22 protein-coding genes are annotated in these 18,541 nt (G+C 68.5%); 13 read left to right on the top strand and 9 right to left on the bottom strand.

The window, feature by feature from the left end; all coding sequences use genetic code 11:
• The first annotated feature begins 80 nt into the window (after positions 1 to 80).
• The 3 genes from FHU31_RS16640 to FHU31_RS16650 are packed head-to-tail and all read left to right on the top strand — an operon-like array spanning position 81 to position 2,275.
• Positions 81 to 815, top strand: a complete 735-nt coding sequence (locus tag FHU31_RS16640; protein ID WP_208411061.1) for a helix-turn-helix domain-containing protein — start codon at positions 81 to 83, stop codon at positions 813 to 815.
• Between the two features lie 54 nt (positions 816 to 869).
• Positions 870 to 1,601: a FadR/GntR family transcriptional regulator gene (locus FHU31_RS16645; protein WP_167160005.1), complete on the top strand. Its 732-nt coding sequence runs from the start codon at positions 870 to 872 to the stop codon at positions 1,599 to 1,601.
• A complete protein-coding gene (locus FHU31_RS16650; protein ID WP_167160007.1) occupies positions 1,598 to 2,275 on the top strand; it encodes a sterol desaturase family protein in 678 nt (225 codons plus the stop codon). The genes FHU31_RS16645 and FHU31_RS16650 overlap by 4 nt, the downstream gene beginning before the upstream one ends.
• On the opposite strand, the gene FHU31_RS16655 is transcribed toward FHU31_RS16650, so the two are convergent.
• Positions 2,266 to 2,994 (bottom strand): L,D-transpeptidase, encoded by a 729-nt coding sequence (locus tag FHU31_RS16655; protein ID WP_167161099.1) that lies wholly within the window; start codon positions 2,992 to 2,994, stop codon positions 2,266 to 2,268. The two genes, FHU31_RS16650 and FHU31_RS16655, sit on opposite strands and share 10 nt — an antisense overlap.
• A 146-nt stretch (positions 2,995 to 3,140) precedes the next feature.
• The gene (locus tag FHU31_RS16660; RefSeq protein WP_167160009.1) at positions 3,141 to 4,394 is read right to left on the bottom strand and encodes a DUF7159 family protein; all 1,254 of its coding nucleotides are present in this window, start codon (positions 4,392 to 4,394) and stop codon (positions 3,141 to 3,143) included.
• Between the two features lie 263 nt (positions 4,395 to 4,657).
• Between FHU31_RS16660 and FHU31_RS16665 the strand changes: the two genes are divergently transcribed.
• Both FHU31_RS16665 and FHU31_RS16670 read left to right on the top strand, forming a co-directional pair.
• A complete protein-coding gene (locus tag FHU31_RS16665; RefSeq protein WP_167160011.1) occupies positions 4,658 to 6,115 on the top strand; it encodes a peptide MFS transporter in 1,458 nt (485 codons plus the stop codon).
• Positions 6,116 to 6,257: 142 nt separating this feature from the next.
• The gene (locus FHU31_RS16670) at positions 6,258 to 6,473 is read left to right on the top strand and encodes a hypothetical protein (protein WP_167160013.1); all 216 of its coding nucleotides are present in this window, start codon (positions 6,258 to 6,260) and stop codon (positions 6,471 to 6,473) included.
• Here the strand turns inward: FHU31_RS16670 and FHU31_RS16675 are convergent.
• Positions 6,447 to 7,430 (bottom strand): threonine ammonia-lyase, encoded by a 984-nt coding sequence (locus FHU31_RS16675; RefSeq protein ID WP_167160015.1) that lies wholly within the window; start codon positions 7,428 to 7,430, stop codon positions 6,447 to 6,449. The genes FHU31_RS16670 and FHU31_RS16675 overlap by 27 nt on opposite strands.
• Before the next feature lie 47 nt (positions 7,431 to 7,477).
• On the opposite strand from FHU31_RS16675, the gene FHU31_RS16680 reads away from it, so the two are divergent.
• Positions 7,478 to 7,930, top strand: coding sequence for an acyl-CoA thioesterase (locus FHU31_RS16680; RefSeq protein ID WP_167160017.1), 453 nt, complete (start codon positions 7,478 to 7,480; stop codon positions 7,928 to 7,930).
• A gap of 4 nt (positions 7,931 to 7,934) precedes the next feature.
• On the top strand, positions 7,935 to 8,360 hold the full coding sequence (locus FHU31_RS16685) for a DUF6188 family protein (RefSeq protein ID WP_167160019.1): 426 nt from the start codon (positions 7,935 to 7,937) through the stop codon (positions 8,358 to 8,360).
• Positions 8,361 to 8,387: 27 nt separating this feature from the next.
• Here FHU31_RS16685 and FHU31_RS16690 read toward each other — a convergent pair whose 3' ends face one another.
• Both FHU31_RS16690 and FHU31_RS31540 read right to left on the bottom strand, forming a co-directional pair.
• Complete coding sequence (locus FHU31_RS16690; protein WP_263987854.1) at positions 8,388 to 8,804, bottom strand: hypothetical protein; 417 nt, start codon at positions 8,802 to 8,804, stop codon at positions 8,388 to 8,390.
• A gap of 135 nt (positions 8,805 to 8,939) precedes the next feature.
• Positions 8,940 to 9,140, bottom strand: a complete 201-nt coding sequence (locus FHU31_RS31540; RefSeq protein WP_234901204.1) for a hypothetical protein — start codon at positions 9,138 to 9,140, stop codon at positions 8,940 to 8,942.
• On the opposite strand from FHU31_RS31540, the gene FHU31_RS16695 reads away from it, so the two are divergent.
• Entirely contained in the window at positions 9,130 to 9,474 is a 345-nt protein-coding gene (locus FHU31_RS16695; RefSeq protein ID WP_234901205.1) for a MetQ/NlpA family ABC transporter substrate-binding protein, read from the top strand. The two genes, FHU31_RS31540 and FHU31_RS16695, sit on opposite strands and share 11 nt — an antisense overlap.
• Before the next feature lie 61 nt (positions 9,475 to 9,535).
• The gene (locus FHU31_RS16700; RefSeq protein ID WP_167160023.1) at positions 9,536 to 10,132 is read left to right on the top strand and encodes a helix-turn-helix domain-containing protein; all 597 of its coding nucleotides are present in this window, start codon (positions 9,536 to 9,538) and stop codon (positions 10,130 to 10,132) included.
• Here the strand turns inward: FHU31_RS16700 and FHU31_RS16705 are convergent.
• From FHU31_RS16705 to FHU31_RS16720, 4 genes are all read right to left on the bottom strand, one after another.
• Positions 10,042 to 10,440: a hypothetical protein gene (locus tag FHU31_RS16705; protein WP_263987853.1), complete on the bottom strand. Its 399-nt coding sequence runs from the start codon at positions 10,438 to 10,440 to the stop codon at positions 10,042 to 10,044. The genes FHU31_RS16700 and FHU31_RS16705 overlap by 91 nt on opposite strands.
• Before the next feature lie 14 nt (positions 10,441 to 10,454).
• Positions 10,455 to 11,252 carry a YoaK family protein gene (locus tag FHU31_RS16710; RefSeq protein ID WP_167160025.1) on the bottom strand — a complete coding sequence of 266 codons (798 nt, stop codon included), beginning with the start codon at positions 11,250 to 11,252 and terminating at the stop codon, positions 10,455 to 10,457.
• A 10-nt stretch (positions 11,253 to 11,262) separates the two neighbouring features.
• Positions 11,263 to 12,375, bottom strand: coding sequence for a glycosyltransferase (locus FHU31_RS16715; protein WP_167160027.1), 1,113 nt, complete (start codon positions 12,373 to 12,375; stop codon positions 11,263 to 11,265).
• Between the two features lie 80 nt (positions 12,376 to 12,455).
• Positions 12,456 to 13,373: a dienelactone hydrolase family protein gene (locus FHU31_RS16720; RefSeq protein ID WP_167160029.1), complete on the bottom strand. Its 918-nt coding sequence runs from the start codon at positions 13,371 to 13,373 to the stop codon at positions 12,456 to 12,458.
• 67 nt (positions 13,374 to 13,440) lie between these two features.
• On the opposite strand from FHU31_RS16720, the gene FHU31_RS16725 reads away from it, so the two are divergent.
• From FHU31_RS16725 to FHU31_RS16740, 4 genes are all read left to right on the top strand, one after another.
• Positions 13,441 to 14,355 (top strand): SDR family oxidoreductase, encoded by a 915-nt coding sequence (locus FHU31_RS16725; protein ID WP_167160031.1) that lies wholly within the window; start codon positions 13,441 to 13,443, stop codon positions 14,353 to 14,355.
• Positions 14,356 to 14,403: 48 nt separating this feature from the next.
• On the top strand, positions 14,404 to 16,203 hold the full coding sequence (locus FHU31_RS32060) for an FUSC family protein (RefSeq protein WP_167160033.1): 1,800 nt from the start codon (positions 14,404 to 14,406) through the stop codon (positions 16,201 to 16,203).
• A 78-nt stretch (positions 16,204 to 16,281) separates the two neighbouring features.
• Complete coding sequence (locus FHU31_RS31550; RefSeq protein WP_167161105.1) at positions 16,282 to 18,078, top strand: N-acyl-D-amino-acid deacylase family protein; 1,797 nt, start codon at positions 16,282 to 16,284, stop codon at positions 18,076 to 18,078.
• A 16-nt stretch (positions 18,079 to 18,094) separates the two neighbouring features.
• Positions 18,095 to 18,511, top strand: coding sequence for a limonene-1,2-epoxide hydrolase family protein (locus FHU31_RS16740; RefSeq protein WP_234901207.1), 417 nt, complete (start codon positions 18,095 to 18,097; stop codon positions 18,509 to 18,511).
• Positions 18,512 to 18,541: the final 30 nt, after the last annotated feature.

The raw sequence follows: 18,541 nt of genomic DNA on the forward strand, positions 1-18,541 counted from the left end.
AATGGTGCGGCGCGGCTGGTTGGCCGACACTGACAGTCGTGACCACCGCCCACGCGCAGAATCCGCCGTTCGGCACGCTGATGCGGACCTGGCGGCAGCGTCGCCGACTCAGCCAGCTCGACCTCGCCCTGGAGGCCGACGTATCGGCCCGGCACGTGAGCTTCATCGAGACGGGCCGGGCGGCACCGAGCAGGTCCATGGTGCTCAAACTCGCCGCGGCACTCGACGTGCCCGCGCGTGAGCAGAACCAACTGCTGCTGGCGGCCGGGCTGGCGCCGGTCTACACCGAACGCACCCTCGACGATCCCGGGATGTCAGCGGTGCGTTCCGGTGTCAAACGAGTTCTGGCCGCCTACAACCCGTTTCCCTGCCTCGCGGTGGATCGCGGCTGGAATGTGCTACAAGTCAACGCCGGAACCGCACTGCTACTCGAAGGCGTGGCAGCGCACCTGATGGAACGCCCCAATGCGCTACGGATCTCGCTGCACCCCGACGGACTGGCACCGCGTATCCGCAACCTGGCCCAGTGGCGCCACCACGTCATCGGCCGGTTGCGGCGCGAGGCGGCGGTCAGCGGATCGGCGGAGTCGGCGACCCTGCTGGCCGAGATCGAGTCGTATCCGGGCGGGGATTCCGGCGCACCCGATCTCGGCGGGGTGGTCGTCCCACTGGAACTCGACGGTGACGACGGTGCGGTGCTGACATTCCTGAGTACGGTGACCACCTTCGGCACCGCGCTCGACCTGACCGCCGCCGAGCTCAGCATCGAGGCATTCCTGCCCGCCGACGAGTCCACGGCTGAAGCCCTGCGCTGACGACAACTGGTATTACCACTTGACCTCTGACCGCTTACCTGTGATGCTCAGGCCATGGCATTACAACCCATCAACCGCCGGTCGGTCTCCGAGGACGTGTTCGACCAGATCATCGCCGATGTCCTCAGCGGCGAGATGCAGCCAGGTGACACGCTGCCCAGTGAACGTCGCCTGGCCGAAGTGCTCGGTGTGTCCCGGCCGGCCGTGCGGGAGGCACTCAAACAGCTGACCGCCGCGGGCTTGGTGGAGATCCGCCAGGGCGACGCCACCACGGTGCGCGACTTCCGCAAGCATGCCGGTCTGGACCTGCTCCCCCGCCTGCTGCTGCGCGACGGGGAACTCGATCCGGCGGTCGTGCGGTCCATCCTGGAGACCCGCCTGCACAACGGTCCGAAAGTGGCCGAACTGGCCGCCACCCGGCACCGGCCCGAACTGCGGGGGCTGCTCGATGACGCGATCGCGGCCCTGACCGCCGAATCCGATCCCGTCGAACAACAGCGCCACGCGCTGACCTTCTGGGACCACCTCGTCGACGGTGCCGACTCGATCGCACTGCGGTTGATGTACAACACCCTGCGCGCCAGCTACGAGCCCGCGCTACCGGCACTGGCCACCTTGATGGCCGCCGAGGTCGGCCGACCCGACGCCTATCGGGCCGTCGCGTCGGCGGTCACCGCAGGCGATGCCGAGGCGGCAGCGCGGACCGCCCACGAACTCCTTGAGCCGGCCACCACCGCACTGCTCGACGCGCTGGCAGCCCTGGAGGCAGCGGGGGCTCAGTCATGACCACCACCCCGACCCGGCGCGGGCCCACCCTCACCGGCGCCGCACGCGAGTTCGTCCGACACCCTTCCCCGTGGGTCCTCAGCGCGACCCTGCTGGCCGCGCTGACCACACGAATCCTGTACGGCCACTGGGGAGTCGACGATGCCGTCGTTCCATTGGTGATGCTGGCGCTGTTCCCGTTACTAGAGTGGGCCATCCATGTGGTCATCCTGCACTGGCGGCCACGTCGCCTCGCCGGTATCACCGTCGATCCCCTGCTGGCGCGCAAGCACCGCGAGCACCACGTCGAACCACGGGACATCCCACTGGTTTTCATCCCGTGGCAATCACTGCTGTGGGTGCTTCCGCTGGTGGTGATCCTCGCCGTCGTGCTCATCCCCGCCACCGGCGCCGGACTCGGCCGCGGCCTGACCTTCCTGGTCTGGCTGTCGCTCCTGGGCCTCGGCTACGAGTGGTGCCACTATCTCGTCCACACCGACTACAAGCCGAAAACCGCTCTGTACCGAGCCATCTGGCGCAACCACCGGCTACACCACTTCAAGAACGAGCACTACTGGTTCACCGTCACCACCAGCGGCACCGCCGACCGGTTGTTGGGCACCTACCCCGACCCGGCCACCGTCGCCACCTCACCGACGGCCAAGAACCTGCACGGTGTGGCGGATCAGGCCTGAATGATGATCGGGTCGCCGATGCTGACGTTGTTGTAGTACCAGGCCGCGTTGTCCGGACTCAGGTTGATGCAGCCATGGCTGACATTGGAATTGCCCTGGGAGCCCACCGACCAGGGCGCGGAGTGCACGTACACGCCACCCCAGGTGACCCGCACGGCGTAGTTGACCGTGAGTTTGTAGCCCTCGGGATCGCTCAGCGGAATGCCGATCGTGCGTGAGTCCATGATGACGGGGTTCTGCTTTTCCAGCGCCGTGAACGTACCGACGGGTGTGGGGTGCTTGGGCTTACCCATCGAGGCCGGCATCTCCCGGACCACCTGACCGTCGATGCTGACGGTGAACGTGTGCGCACTGATGTCCGCGACACCGACCACCTGGGAGCCGGTCTCGAAGGTCGTCTTGAACCCGCCCACCGACATCGCGATGGTCGAATGGGCCGGCCAGTAGTCACTGGGCGTGAAGCGCACCGTCGAATCATCCAGCCAGGCAAAGGATCCCGCGGGCACCTTGGCCGGCGCGAGCGAAGGGTCGGCCGCAGTGTCCACCGAGAACCTGATGCCGCGTTCGATCGCGTCGCGGTCGGACATGGGCCCGTCGAAGCTCAGGGTCACCGGATAGGCCACCCCGACGACTTCGCCAACTTTGGGCGAAACGGACACCAGGTGGGTGGACGTACCAGCCACCGCCGCACCGGACACGCCGGCCGAGGTTGTCGCCATCAAGGCGATCCCGGCGATGACGAGCACATACCGAAATACTCTGCGCAAGCTCCCAATCCTCCCCGGCGAACCAGAACGGCGATAGTGGACTACATCGTAGTTCGTTTCTGGCGGGACGAATGTTAGCCAGGTGCGCGGCGCGCGGGTCAGCCCTGCGGCGCGAGGATCACCGGGGCCGGGGCTTCGTTATCCCCGCCGATCCGAAGCCGGTCACGGATCCGCTCCAGCAGCGGCTTCTTGGTGGGCGGGGCGATCACCTGCGGCGGCGCCGCGGGAATGATCGCCTGCGGCGGCACGGCGGCAGCAACCGCGGCATCCGGGGTCAGCTGCGACGGTGCGGCCTCGAGCGGGGCGGCGGTGTTCACATCCACCGGCGGCGCCGTGTCCGCGATATCGGCGGGAGCGGCCGCGGGCACATCGGCGCTCACGTCGACCGGCGCCTGCGGTTCCGGCGCCGGGGGCGGTGCCTGCGGGGCCGGGGCCACCACGGCCATCGGTGCGGCCGCGGGCACCACCGCTGGGGGCAGCGCCGCAGACGCGGCCACCGGCCGCGGTGCGGCCACCGTCTGTTCCGGCGAAAGCGCGACCGCGAGCGCGACCGACGCCGACACCACGAAAGTGAGCACCCCGGCCGCCAGCACACCGGTCAGCGCACCGGCCGGCGATACCCGGCGCGCGGGTGCGGCGTGCCGACGGGCGCCCGCCGGCAGCAGCGCCAGTTCGTCGAACGGTTGGGAGAGGCTGTATGACGAGGCCAGCGCGGCACCGCGAGCCAGCGCGAGTTGCGCCTCGGCGGGGGCGAAAACCGGGACCGACAATGCCTCCTCCAGGCGCGGCAGCACCGACTCGAAACCACCGGACGACCCCACCAGCACCAGGGCTTCGGGCTGCCAGTCGGCGCGCGTGAAGACGGTGCTCAACCAGCGGATGAGGGACTCGTCACTGTCGATCCCGTGATTGATCGCCGTCTGCACAGCACCGTCATCGGTGTGCACGATCAGCGCGATCACGGTGTCGGGCTCGACGACGCACACCGCGGTGGTCCGGTAGCCGATCACCTCGGCCGTGCCGCGGGCCAGCGCCTCGGTGGCTTCAGGCAGGCGGATGGGCACGACATTGCCGAATCCGCTCTCACTCAGCGAGTCCATCAGCATGGATGCGTCGGCCCCGGCCTCGTCGCTCCAGGTCACACCGATGGACTTGAGCCGGTGTCCGCGCGCCGCCGAGATCGCCTCGACGGCCGCCGTCACCTGTTCGGTGGCTTCCCGCACGTCCGTCGAGCCGTCGACACTCAGCGAGAACGCATCCCGGGCGGCACCGTCCTCGAGTGCCTCATCCCCACCCACGACCACCAGACCCAGTGCCGTAGGTGTCATCGACAAGCCGAGCACCGCGTCCACATGTACCCCTTCGGACCGAGACGGCCACAGAGCAAGGCGACCGCGCCGAGTCGATGCTGTCATCGTCTCGTTATCGGGCTGAGACTACCTCCGTGGCCCACCTTCGGCCCAGCCCAAACCCGATCGCTCCCGAGTGTGCATTTGCCCGTAGCCACCTCTGCGGTTATCAGCACCCGGTTGGTCCTTTGCCCAGCGAATACCGCCGGGCGACACACGTGACCGAACGGCAGTGCCGGCGACACCGCGCGTGGCAGGGTGACGACATGACGGGACAGCGAGAACTGCCGGCGCCGGGCACCCGAACCATCTTCGGACACCCGATCGGGCTGACGAATCTGTTCGGCGTCGAGTTGTGGGAACGGTTCTCGTTCTACGGGATGCTCACCATCCTCGGCTACTACCTCTACTACACCGCCGCAGAAGGCGGCTTGGGCCTGTCAAAGGCCACCGCCACCGGCATGGTCGGCGCATACGGCGGGCTGGTCTATCTGTCGACGGTGCTGGGCGGCTGGATCGCCGACCGCCTGCTGGGGATGGAACGCACCGTCTTCTACGGCGGGGTCGTCGTGATGCTCGGCCACATCGCACTGGCGGTGCTGCCGGGACTGAGCGGTGTCGGCGCGGGCCTGGTTCTGGTCGCGCTGGGTTCCGGGGCGTTGAAAGCCAATGCGTCGTCACTGCTCGGCACGCTCTACGAGAAGGGCGATGCCCGGGCCGACGGCGGGTTCACACTGTTCTACCTCGGCATTAACCTCGGCGCGTTCGCCGGTCCGCTGATCACCGGACTGCTGCAGACCAGGATCGGCTTCCACTACGGCTTCGGCGCCGCCGCCATCGGGATGGCGCTGGGTCTGACGCAGTACGTGGTGTTCCGCCGCAATCTCGACGGACACGGCCGGAATGTCCCGAACCCGTTGCCCCGCAAAGCGATCGCCAAGACCGCCGGGGTCTTCGTGGCCGTCATCGTCGTCGTCGCCGCGGCGATCGCGCTGAAACTGGTGACGCTTGCCAACCTGTCTCAGGTCACCACCGGTGTGATCGTCGTGGCCTCGGGCGCCTATTTCGCCATCATGCTCACCAGCTCCAAGGTAACCGGACCGGAAAGGGTGCGGGTGCGGTCGTTCATCCCGCTCTTCATCGCCAACGCGGTGTTCTGGTCGCTGTTCCAGCAGATCTTCACAGTGCTCGCGGTGTACTCCGACGAGCGGATGAATTGGTCGATCTTCGGGTGGACGGCGCCGTCGAACTGGATCGGCTCGATCGAACCCGTGTGGATCATCCTGCTGTCGCCGGTGTTCGCGGTGCTGTGGACCAAACTGGGCAACCGTGCACCGACCACGCCGCGCAAGTTCAGCTACGGCGTCATCGGCATGGGTGTGGCGTTCCTGTGTTTCGTGCCGCTGGCCGGGATCGAGGCGGTACCCGCCCTGCTGATCGCCGTGATCCTGGGGGTGTTCGCGGTGTCCGAGCTGCTGCTGTCCCCGATCGGGTTGTCGGTCACCACCAAGCTGGCACCGGATGCGTTCCGCGCACAGATGATGGCGCTGTACTTCTTCTCCGTGGGACTGGGCACCTCGATGTCGGGAGTGCTGGCCAAGTACTACGACCCGTCTCGCGAAGTGGCCTACTTCGGGATCCTCGGCATCGTGGCGATCGTCGTCGGGGTCGTCGTGTTCACCGTGTCGCCGTGGATCAGCCGGCAGATGGACGGCGTGCACTGAGACGTATTCCCCGTCGCTCCGCAAAGAGGGTTACGGCCACTCCACCTGATCTCTGCGAACTCGTGACCTTGCACAGAACGGTTTCGGCGCTGCGCTGCGGGAGAATCGAGTCACGGATCCCGTCCGGCCCAAGGAGGTGCCGATGAGCATATCCCTGCTTCACGACCCGACCGTCGACGTGCACGCGCACGGGTTGACCACGGTGTGCCGCCGCGGGATCGGACACTCCACGGCGCGCTGTTCGTGCGGCTGGAACGGTACCCGACGCCGACTGAAAGCGGTTGCCGCACAAGATGCGTGGACCCACTGCCTGCAGCGGGGCTGCGACGTGTCAGTGCCGTTGGTCTTCGGCGGCTGACTGATCGAACAGGATATCCCGCAGCAGCGCCGGCTCGACATTGCCGCCGGACAGGATGATCACCGTGGGTCCCGGCGGTAAGGGGTGCCGACGGTAGGCAGCGAGTGCGACCGCGCCGCTCGGCTCGCTGACCAGCTGCGCCTTGAACGTCAACTCCCGGACCGCCGAACGGATTTCGTCCTCGGTCACGGTGAGCACCCCAGACAGCACCTGTTGCAGATGCGCGAAGGTCAGCGCCGAGGGTTCCGACCGCAATCCGTCGGCGATGGTCCGGTTCCGGTCGGCCACCGGCATCGACACGCGGTGCCCGGCCTGCAGCCCGGCCGCGGTGTCCGCGGCGAGTTCGGGCTCGACTCCGAAGATCTGCGCGCGCGGGCACAGCGCTTTGACCGCCGTGCCGATCCCCGAGGCGAGGCCGCCCCCACTGACCGGGACGAGCACATTGGCGACATCGGGCAGATCCTCGGCGATCTCCAGACCGATGGTGCCCTGCCCGGCGATGACATCGGGGTGGTCGAACGGCGGGACGAGCGTCGCCCCGGTGCGCTCGACGAGTTCGGCGGCCACCGTCTCCCGTTGTCCCGCATCGCACAACACCACCTCGGCGCCGTACGCACGGGTCTTGCGTACCTTGATATCCGGCGTCTCCCGAGGCATCACGATCTGCGCGGTGATCCCGAAGGTCGCTGCAGCATAGGCCACGGCCTGCGCATGGTTACCGCTCGAATAGGCCACCACGCCGCGCGACCTGACTGACTCGTCGATACGACCGACGGCGTTGAGGGCACCCCGCACCTTGAAGGCGCCGATCACCTGCAGACTCTCCGGCTTGATCCACAACGGACGGGCGGGGTCGCCCCACTGCGCAGGGACCAGCGGTGTGCGCACGATGCCGCCGTGTAACCGCCGTGCCGCGGCGCGGATGTCCTCGAGTGTCACAAGGGTGGGAGTGGTCATCGGCGACCACGCTTCCATGGCGTCATCGTCTCAGGCAAGGTGAGCGGGTGAGTGCACCGACCGACCGGCCGTTCTCGTTTCCGATCGTGCCCCGCTACGCGGAGGTCGACCAGCAGGGTGTGGTGTTCAACGGCCACTATCTGACCTGGTTCGACGAGGCGTGCACGGCGTACCTGGACCTTCTCCCGGTGCACTACGAGGAACTGATGGCCGCAGGCTTCGATTTCAAAGTGGTGCACAGCGAGATCGACTACCTGGCCTCGGTGCGCTGGCGCGACTCGGTGCGGATCACCGTGGAGTGCGAGCAGATCGGCACCACCAGTTTCACCCTCGCATTCACCGTGTTGCGCCACGGGGCCGGCGAGGCCGAACATGCCGCGGTGCACGGCCGCAACACCTACGTGGTGGTATCGACCGACGACTGGACCAAGCGCCCCATCCCCGACGGGTTCCGTGCATCCCTGGCCTCTTGTGCAGGGCCGGCCACGCGCTCACAGTGAGAAGATGACCGAACAGTGGATCCAGGGGCACGTCCTGCAACGGATCATGTTCCGCGACGGTCTGGTGCTCAACCTGGATCATTACAACGAACTCGTCATCTCCGCGCCGATGGAGCTGACGGTGCCCCCGATCGCGGGGGAAACGCGTGAAGTGTTCTCGATCGACCCGATGGCGGTGCGGCGGGAGCAGAAGCCGCTCTTCGACTTCGCCGGCACCACCTGTACGCACGCCGAATGGGACGACGACGGCAGCCTGCACCTGCGGTTCTCCGGTGGGCAGGGTATCGATGTCCGCAGCGACGACCAGCACACCTCATGGGAGTTGTACGGGAAGTACCACGGCTATGCCGCATGCCTACCGCACGGACGCGTTCGGGTGGTCCGCCACGACCTCCCCGAATCGGAGACCGCTGCGCCCGGGCCGGGATGAGGTGTTGTCCCCCATCCCGCTTCCGGCTCAGTTGAAACCCACCCCGAAGATCGGGATCCACAACCCGAACAGCCAGATCCCCCATTGATGGAACCCGTTGTCCCATACCGGGTTCGCCTGGTAGCCCCAGTAGTTCACCGTCTGCGGGAGCGGGCCGCCGTTCCACTGGAACGCGGGCGGCGGGCCCCAACCCCAGGGCGGCGGGCCCTGGCGGTCGTCCCACCAGTCGTGTCGGTTGTCGGCCCACCACACGCCCTTGTCCCAGTGATTGTCGAACCCCGGTCCGTTGCACCATGGACGACAGTCATTGCCGTGCCCGTTCCCGTGCCCGTTGCCATTTCCGTTGCCGGGTTGCGCCGACGCCACCGCACCCCCGAGGGTGGCACCTCCCAATCCCAGGCTGCTGACGATCATGGCGCTTGCCACGATCTTTGCTACCTTCACCGTGCTCTCCCCACCGTGTTGTGTGCACCTGGCCAGGAAGACGGCACACCGGCGACAGGCAGATCGAAGGCGGAGCAGGTCACTGCCGATCGGCCGCCATTCCTACCAACAGTATCGGCGGTCGCCGCGGCGGTGTTACCCGCTCAGATGTATCCGCTGGCAGCCGACCCGACGGCCCACCACCGCGCCGACGAGGAACGACACCGCCAGCAGCCCGACGATGCCCCAGCCCAGCGCGTTCGAGGTGGCCAGCCCCTCCAGGTTCGTCAGGATCAACACCAGCGCGCCCACCGATGAGCCCAACGACAGGTTGGCAGCAGGCCGGTTGCACGCCAACTACTTTCAGTATCTCCCGTTCCTCGAGGAGTTCAACCAGCGCACCGGCAGCGCGCTGGTGCCGGTGGTCCCGGTGCCGTCCGACCCCGTCAACGCCGACCGGTCCCTGCGGATGCTGGACGGCCTGGGTCTGATCGAGTGCACGGGCCGCCCGGGTGCGCTGGCCTCGGTCGCCGATGTGCACGCCAACCCGGCCTACGCCGAGTACCTGGTGGCGGCGGCCGACGGGGTTCGGCACCCCGATATCCAAGTGCTCGCGGCCGCGCTGAACAGCGCCGCGACCCGGGACTTCATCACCACGGCCTACGCCGGCCAGGTGATCGCCGCGTTCTGAGTTGGGAACACGGCGAGCCAAACCCTGTCGCGATCGCCGCGCCGGCGGACACATTGGCACGATGTACCAAGTCGACTCCCCGTCGCCCGAGGGTGTGGGCACGGTGCCGGTGGTACTGACCTTCGAGGTGCCCGCCGGCTTCGTCGAACTTCCGAGGCGCACGGCGCAACTGGCCGACGAGTACGGCCGGATCATCGCGCGATCGGTACCGGGAGTGCGGGTGCGGCCCGCCCAGATCAGCACCGTCCGGTCCGGTCCGCCCGTCACGGTCACACCCCCGGCCGGTCTGGTCATCGGGCGCAATGACCCCTGGGTGGGCGGCGTCCGGCTACGGCTGACCCGCAGGGAGTTCGAGCTGCTGCAGCATCTGGCCGAGCGGCACGGACAGCCCGTTTCGCGCAGCGAGCTAATGGCGCAGGTGTGGCGGGACCCGCAGATGTCGGCCCGCACGGTGGACATCCATGTCCGCCGGCTGCGCACCAAACTCGGCGGCTACGCCCGGGCGCTGCGGACCGTCCGCGGATCCGGATACCGGTGGGAGCCGGTCGACCTGCCGGATCTCACGCATCACAACGTGACGGTCACCGGCCCGACGGCATTGCACACCGAAACCGTGGGACTGCCCGCCACCGCGCATCCGCGGCCGCTGGCCACGTAGGTCGCGCCGGGCCGATACGGCGCGAAGAAGACCTGGGCCGCGGCGGGGCCCTCGCTGGACACACACAGCGGCGCCGCGCCGGCACCCTTGAGTTCCAGGCACGCCACCTGCAACATGGCGTTGCTCTGGCGGCAGGCCGCGACGGCGACCGTGGTGGTCACCATGGGAGTGCCCGACACCTGGGTCACCACCGGCTGCGCGAGCGTATAGGCGCAACCCGGTTGGGCGGGCGCAGCGGTGGCAGTGCCCACACCGCACAAGCCCGCGCCGACCAGGAGCGGCAGAACACACGCAGCGCGACGTCTCACAGCTGGATCGTATGTCACTGCAAGGCATCGCGATCGACAATGAACAGCACCAGGGTGACGGCGAGAATCCCGGCGGCCACCCAGATGGCGTGCACCTCCCAGGCCCGGCTGAGCACCGCGCCCAGGACCGCACCCGCGGCGAACGCGCCGATCAGCGCCGCGTAAATGCCCCAGGCCTTCAGGGCGCCGGGCTTGTGGTCGACCAGTCCGTCATAGCCGGCCTCGACGAACCGCATCAGATTGCCGGTGGTGGCCACCGGGAGGTAGGCCAGGTCGCCGATGTTGCGGAACAACCCGATCTGCACGGCGGCCAGGAAGGAGATCGGCACGGTGACATAGCTGTGCGGCACCGACGACGGCACGAAGCCGATGATCACCAGCGCCAGCACCTGGACGCCCATCGTCCAACGCAGCGGATGCGGAAGGTGACGTTCAGCGCGGCCGGACTTGATATGTGCCGCCACCGACACTCCGGTGATGAACGCCAGGATCGGCCACACGTGGGCCATCGCCGCGGCGAGGTGCCGTTGCGAGATGTCGAGTGCAAAGAAGATCACATTGCCGGTCTGCACGTTGGCGAACACGTGTCCGCGGACGGAATAGGTGTGCGCGTCCAGAAACCCGTTGGTCACGGTGAGCAGCAGGGCGAACCACAGAGTGCGGGTACGTGCGGTGTCATCGACACCGGGGACGCCGGTGTCGATCCCCGGGTCGCTACGCTCCCGCCCGCCGGTCCTAATCCCCGGGTCGCTACGCTCCTGCCCGCCGGTCCTACTCCCCGGGTCGCTACGCTCCTGCCCGCCGGCTGACATGGCGGTAAAGCTACCCGCCGGCCGCGCCCAGCGCGTCGAGCATCCCCGCGGCCGAACGCGGCCAGGTGAACTGTTCGGCGCGGCGCCGCGCGCTGTGCCGGCGCAGCAGTTCCGGGCGGCTGATGACGGTGGCCACCGCGTCGGCGAGGGCATGCGGATCGTTGTCCGCGGTGGCACCGCTTTCGTCGGTGAGGATCTCGGCCAGTGCCGACGTCCGCGACACGACCGCCGGGGTCCCACACGCCAACGCCTCCAGCGCCGCGAGCCCGAAGGTCTCGTGCGGGCCAGGCGCCAGTGCGACGTCGGCGGACGCCAAGATGCCCGCCACCGTGTCCCGACAACCGATATACCCGGTGAAATCGACCGGCAATCCCGCCGCCTGGCGTTGCAGCCGGGCTCGCAGCGGACCCTCGCCCACCACCACCAGTCTGGCGTCCAGCCCTGAATCACACAGTGCCGCAAGCGTATCGATACTTCGATGGGCATGCTTCTCCACCGACAGCCTGCCGCAGTGCACCAACAGGGTCTGCTGCGGCGCCGCCCACTGACTGCGCACCTGCGCACTGCGCCGGCACGGATGGAACTGCTCGAGGTCGACGCCGAGCGGGACGGTGAGGACGTTGCGGGCGCCGATCCGGTCGAACTCCGCGCGGGCGAATCCGGTGGTGCACACCACGGCGTCGTAGTTCGACGCGGTGCGACGGTTGGCGAAGTCGGCCACCCCCCGGGCCGCGCCGCTCGGAAGAACTTGCCCGACAAGGCGATCGAGCCGTTCGTGGGAGATCATCACTGTGGCGACACCGTGCCGCCTACCCCACGGTCCGAGCGAGCGCAGGGTGAGCCGGTCGGACACCTCCAGCGCATCCGGGGCCAGTTCCTCCAACAGTGCGGTCACCGGACCGGGCAGCACCGCGCGGTAGCCGCCGGTGAAGGGAATGAGCGCGGCCGGTAGCGAGAGCCGCACCACTCCCGACGCCAGCACCTGCCGGTCGCGGCGCGAACCCGGGACGACGAGGAAGACCTCGTGGCCGGCCGCGCAGTATTCGGCGCCGAGCCTGTCCACCGCGGTGCGCAGGCCCCCCGACCGTGGACCATAGAAGTTCGCGACCTGGACAACCCGCATGTCACCATCAGATCGGCAGCCCATGTGCGGACGAACACGCCCACTCGACGCGTCCGTTAACGGAGTGTGAACGCACCTGTTCAGGTGAGGTACTTGGAGAACCAGTCCTGTACCCGCTGCCAGGCGTCGGCGGCGGCCACCGCGTTGTAGCGCTCACCGGTGTCGTTGAAGAACGCGTGGTTCGCATCGGGTTCGGTGACCAGTTCGTGGACCATACCGGCCTTCTCCAGCGCCGCCCTGGCGATGGGTTCGGTCGCGTTCACCCGGTCATCGAGGGCCCCGTAGAAGCCAAGTACCGCAGCACCTTTGGAGCCGTCGAAATCAGCACCCTCGGGGGCCGGGCCGTAAAACGGTACGGCGGCCGCCAAGCGCGGCTCGCCGCCGGCCAGCAACTGCCAGACCAGCCCGCCACCCATGCAGAACCCGACCGCGGCCAGTTTGCGCTCCGGCATCCGCCGGGCCAGTTCGTCGACGCCCGACTTGAGGTTGGCCACCAGGTCTGCGGCCGGGATCTTGCCCAGGGCGGCGGTGGCCGCGGCCGGATCGGCGAAGCTGCCGGTACCGCCCTGCGGCGAGAGCAGATCGATCGCCAGCGCCGAGTACCCACTGCCCGCGAACCGGCCGGCCACCGATCGTGTCCAGTCGTTGAGGCCCTTGTTCTCGTGCACGATCAGCACACCGCCCTTGGGCTCTGGTGCCTCGCTCCACGCCGCTTCGAGTTCGCCCTGCGGGCCCGCCCAATTGACCGGCGCGGTGGGCAGGGTGTGCTCGGATCCCGGCGGCGGGGCGATGGCGGCCGAGGTACCGGTGCCCGCCGTGGCCGCCGGAGTCGCCGGAGTCGCCGCTTTCTTGTCACTGCACGCGGCGATGAGCGCACTCGCCGCGCCCACACCGATACCGAGCAGCGCCAGCCTGCGCAGTGCCTCGCGCCTCGACATGAGCCCGTCGACGTGGTCGGTGGCGATCTCTTCGGCGATGTATCGCTGCATCGGAGTCACCTCCGCGAGTATGCCCGCAGTTCCTTAAAGGCCACGAGCACGTGCACCGACGCGCGATACTCAGGCGATGACGCCTCGCTCGTTGCGCGGCCGGGTCGCGGTCGTCGCGGGCGCAACCCGGGGTGCCGGCCGCGGTATCGCCGCCGGACTCGGCGAGGCCGGTGCCACCGTCATCTGCACCGGACGCAGCAGTGCGACCGGCAATGAAAGCTCCGATTACCGGCGTCCCGAGACCATCGAACAGACCGCCGCACTGGTGACCGAGCTGGGCGGGACGGGGCTGGCCATCCAGGTCGACCACCTCGATGCCGCGCAGGTACGGGGCCTGGCCCGGCGGCTCGATGCGGAATTCGGCGCCATCGACATTCTGGTCAATGACATCTGGGGCGCCGAGGTGCTCAAGGGCCCGCCCTCGACATGGGGCAGACCGATGTGGGAGCACGACCTCGATGACGGCCTGCGCATCCTGCGCCTGGGAATCGACACCCACCTGATCACCTCACACTGCCTGATGCCGCTGCTGGTCGCCCGACCCGGTGGGCTCGTCGTCGAAATCACCGACGGCACAGTTGAATACAATGCCGAGAACTACCGGCTGTCGGTGTTCTACGACCTGGCCAAAGTCGCGGTGAATCGGCTCGCCTACAGCCAGGGCCACGAATTGCGGGAATTCGGCGCCACCGCAGTGGCGGTCACCCCGGGATGGTTGCGTTCGGAGATGATGCTGGATGCCTACGGCGTCTCCGAGGCCGATTGGCTGCACGCCCTCGACATCGAACGCGGGGACGGGTACCCGGCCGCACCGCCCGGCTTCGCGCAGTCCGAATCCCCCCGTTTCGTGGGCCGCGGCGTTGCAGCGATCGCTGCCGACCCGGCCCGGCAGCGGTGGAATCAGCAGTCGGTCACCTCGGCGGCCCTGGCCGCCGAATACGGTTTCACCGATATCGACGGCCGCCGGCCCGATGCCTGGGCGGTGTCCTGACGCGCCGCGTTGTCCGGTCTGCGCGTTGACCGGCAGTTAGGGTGAGCCGTGCCCGCCGACGCCTCATCCGCGGCCGGACCGGGGTTCGGCGCCCTGTTCCGGATGCGGCCGTCCCCGCCCCGTTGGCCGATGGGTGTGCGGGCCGCTGTCAGCGCCGCCGTCCCCATCCTGATCGGTTGGGCCACCGGCGATCTCGGTGCCGGCCTGATCGCCGCCCTCGGCGCGTTCACCTGCCGCTTCGGTGGCGACCGGCCGTATCTCAACCGCGGCACACAGCTGGCCGTCATCGCGGTGACGCTCGCGGCCGCGGTGACGCTGGGCGCATGGGTGGCCCCGATCCCATGGTTGGCGGTCACCGTCGTATCGGTCATCGCCGCGACGGCGGTGTGGTTGTGCGCAGCCCTGTCCGTCGGCCCTCCCGGTGCCTACATCTTCGTGATCGTCTGCGCCGCGGGAGTGGGGGTTTCGGCATCGCAGCTTCCGCCGTGGCAGATCGGATTACTGGTGCTCGCCGGCGGCGCGCTCGCCTGGACCACACAGATGGCCGGGGCGTTCCTCGATTTCCGCGGACCGGAGAAGGCCGCGGTGGCTGCGGCAGGAGATGCTGTGGCGGCCTGTGCCGAGCATCCCGAGGACCCCGCTGTGCGGGACCGCGCGGCAAGCGCCTTGTATCGGGCGTGGAACGTGCTGGTCAGCTACCAGCCGCTGGCGGCGCGCCCCGGTGGCACGCTGGACCGGCTGCGGGACGCCAATCATGCTCTGCACGTACTCTTCTCGACCACGCTGCGTGCCGCAGACACGGCGCGGCCGGTACCACCGGGATGCGCGGCCACTGTGCGGGCCGTGGCACGCCTGGACCTGGACCCTGCCGGTATCGCGGTCCGCGACCGGGACCGCCGCGCTCTGCGTCCGCCCCCCATTCCGGAGTTGCTGCGCCAGGCCCTCGCCCCCGGCGCGCACACCCGGCGGGTGATGTTGCGCGTGGCGGTGGCCGCTCCCCTGGCCGGCGCCACGGCGGCGATCACCGGTGTCGGGCACGTGTACTGGGCGATTGCGGCGGCGGTGCTCGTCCTGCACACCGGTATCGACCGCACCGCGACACTGCGACGCGGCACCGAACGGCTGGTTGGCACGTGGATCGGGTTGGCGCTGGCCGCCGCGGTCCTGGTGGTACACCCGCAAGGTCCGTGGCTGGCCTTGGTGGTCGCCGCGCTGCAGTTCGTCATCGAGATCCTGGTGACCCGCAACTACACGCTGGCCAGTGTGTTCATCACCGCCGCCGCACTGACCGCCTCCACCGCGGCGCACCCCGTCGATGTCGGCCCGGTCATCGTCGACCGCGGCCTGGACACCCTGATCGGCTGCGCGATCGGCATCGCGGTATACCTGTTCACCGCGCCGCGCCAGGAAGCGGGCCGCCTCAGCGCGGCGGTGGCCGACACCCTGGCTGAGGTGGCGACCGTGGCGCGGTACCTGTGTGACGACACCCCGGCCGCCCTGGCGGCGCGCGCGGCCCGACGAGACCTGCAACGGGCCATCCTCGACCTGGGTGCCGCATACGGCGCCGCACTCGGCGGAACCGCCGGCCAGCGCGCGCTGGCGCAGCAACTCACCGCGACGGTCAGCGCCGCCGAGAGCCTGGGCTATCTCATGGTGACCAGCTGCTGGGCCGCCGAGGACGGCGCCACCACACCGTTGGCCGAGGTCGACGCTGACAAGTATGTCGCCGCGCTGGGAGAACTCTCCCGGAAAGCGCGGACCGGAGCAGCGATCTCGGAGGAACTGGCGCTGCTGACGCCGACGATCAGCGCGGGCCCCGGCCACCCGGATGCCCCGCCCATCGAGTAGACAGGTTCTCAAATCTGTTCACGATTTTCGTTGACACCCGTCCGGTCGCGCTGTTGTGATGACGGGGTGAGCGTGAACGTGACCCACAACACTTTCGACACCATCATTCGCGGCGGCCGCTGGTTCGACGGAACCGGTGCCCCCTCGGCGGTGCGCAATATCGGCATCCGTGCCGGCCACGTCGTGGCCGTCAGCGCAGATGAGCTCGACGCCACCGGGTGCGCCGAGGTCATCGACGCGGACGGCAAGTGGGTGCTGCCCGGCATGCTCGACATCCACACCCACTACGACGTCGAGATCCTCGGCGGCCCCGCGCTCACCGAATCCCTGCGCCACGGCGTGACGACGGTCATGCTGGGCTCCTGCTCGCTGTCGACCATCCACGTCGACGGGCAGGAGGCCGGTGACCTGTTCGGCCGGGTGGAGGCCATCCCCCGGGAACACGTCATCTCCGCGGTCGCCGGCAACAAGACCTGGGACAGCGCCGAGGGGTATGTCGAAGCGCTGGAGAAGCTGCCCCTGGGCCCCAATGTCGCCGCCTTCCTCGGGCATTCCGATATGCGCACCGCGATCATGGGTCTGGACCGGGCCACCCGCCACTCCGAGCGCCCGACGCGGCGCGAGCAGGCCCGGATGGAGCGGATGCTGACCGAGGCACTCAATGCCGGATTCGTCGGAATGTCCTCGCAACAACTGCTTTTCGACAAGATCGACGGCGAGGTGTGCCGGTCTCGCACGTTGCCGTCCACCTACGCCAGACCGCGCGAACTACGCCGACTCAAGTCACTGCTACGACGCAGCGGACGCGTGCTGCAGTCAGGCCCCGATATCGCCAACCCGGTCAATCTGGCCTCGCAGCTGGCCCAGTCGCTGGGCCTGTTCCGCAACCCGCTCAAGACCAGCCTGCTCTCGGCCGCCGACGTGAAGTCCAATCCCTACGCCGTGAAGATCCTGGGCCCGCTCGCCCGGGCGGTGAACGCGCTCGGCGGCAACTTCCGCTGGCAGCACCTGCCGGTCCCGTTCGAGGTGTACGCCGACGGCATCGACCTGGTGGTCTTCGAGGAGTTCGGTACCGGCGCCGCCGCCTTGCATCTGCGCGACGAGGTGGAACGCAACGAGCTACTGCGTGACCCCGAGTACCGCAGGCAGTTCCGCAAGGACTACGAGAACAAGTTCGGTGTGCGGGTTTGGCAGCGTGACTTCTTCGACGCCGATATCGTCGCCTGCCCGGATACGTCGGTGATCGGCAGATCCTTCGGACAGGTGGCCACCAACCGCGGGGTGCACCCCGTCGACGCGTTCCTCGACCTGGTGCTCGAGCACGGCCGCGCGCTGCGCTGGCGCACGACCATCTCCAACCATCGCCCCGAGGTGCTCAAGAAGCTTGCCCGCGAGCCGGGGATCCAGATGGGCTTCTCCGATGCCGGGGCCCACCTACGCAACATGGCCTTCTACAACATGGGTCTGCGGCTGCTGCGGCATGTGTACGACGCCGAGAAGGCCGGCCGGCCGTTCATGACGATCGAGGCGGCGGTGCACCGACTCACCGGTGAGCTGGCCGATTGGTACCGCCTCGACGCCGGCCACCTGCGCGTCGGGGACCGCGCGGACGCCGTGATCATCGATCCGGCCCGGCTGGATGCCGAGCTGGAGACCTATGCCGAGGAACCCGTCGAACAGTACGGCGGGCTGTCCCGCATGGTGAACCGCAATGACGACACCGTATGCGCCGTGCTCGTCGGTGGCCGGTTGGTGTTCGCCGCCGGCGCGGCCACCGAGCTGGTCGGGCGCCGGCGCACCGGGCGATTCCTGCGGGCTGCCCACCGCGCCCCCGCGCTGCCGGTGCAGAAGGGCGAATTGTCCAGTGTCAGCTGAAGATACCGTCCGCCAGATGTGGAAGGCGTTGTCCGAGCGTGACTGGGACGCCGTCAAGTCACACCTGGCCGACGACTGCATCTACGCCGACATGCCGGTCGGCCCCGCGGCCTCGGCGCGCGGTCCCGAAGACATCGTCAAGCGGCTCAAGATCGGCCTTGAACCACTGGCCTCCTATGTCAATCACGACGGGCTGCTGGTCGCCGACGGCGCCACCGTGATGTACGAGCATTCCGAGACCTGGGAATGGCGCACCGGCGAGACCGCCGTTCTGCGGTTCGTCACCGTGCACCACGTCCAGAACGACCGGATCACCCTATGGAAGGACTACTGGGACATGAGTGCGCTGGTGAACTTCGCGCCGTCGACGTGGTTGGACGACCTCGCCCGCGCCGATATGTCCTGGATCTACGACGCCACCGGCCAGATCTGACACTGCCGAGACTGAACCGGGCGGTATCTG

It is taken from the genome of Mycolicibacterium fluoranthenivorans, assembly GCF_011758805.1.
Lineage (GTDB): Bacteria > Actinomycetota > Actinomycetes > Mycobacteriales > Mycobacteriaceae > Mycobacterium > Mycobacterium fluoranthenivorans.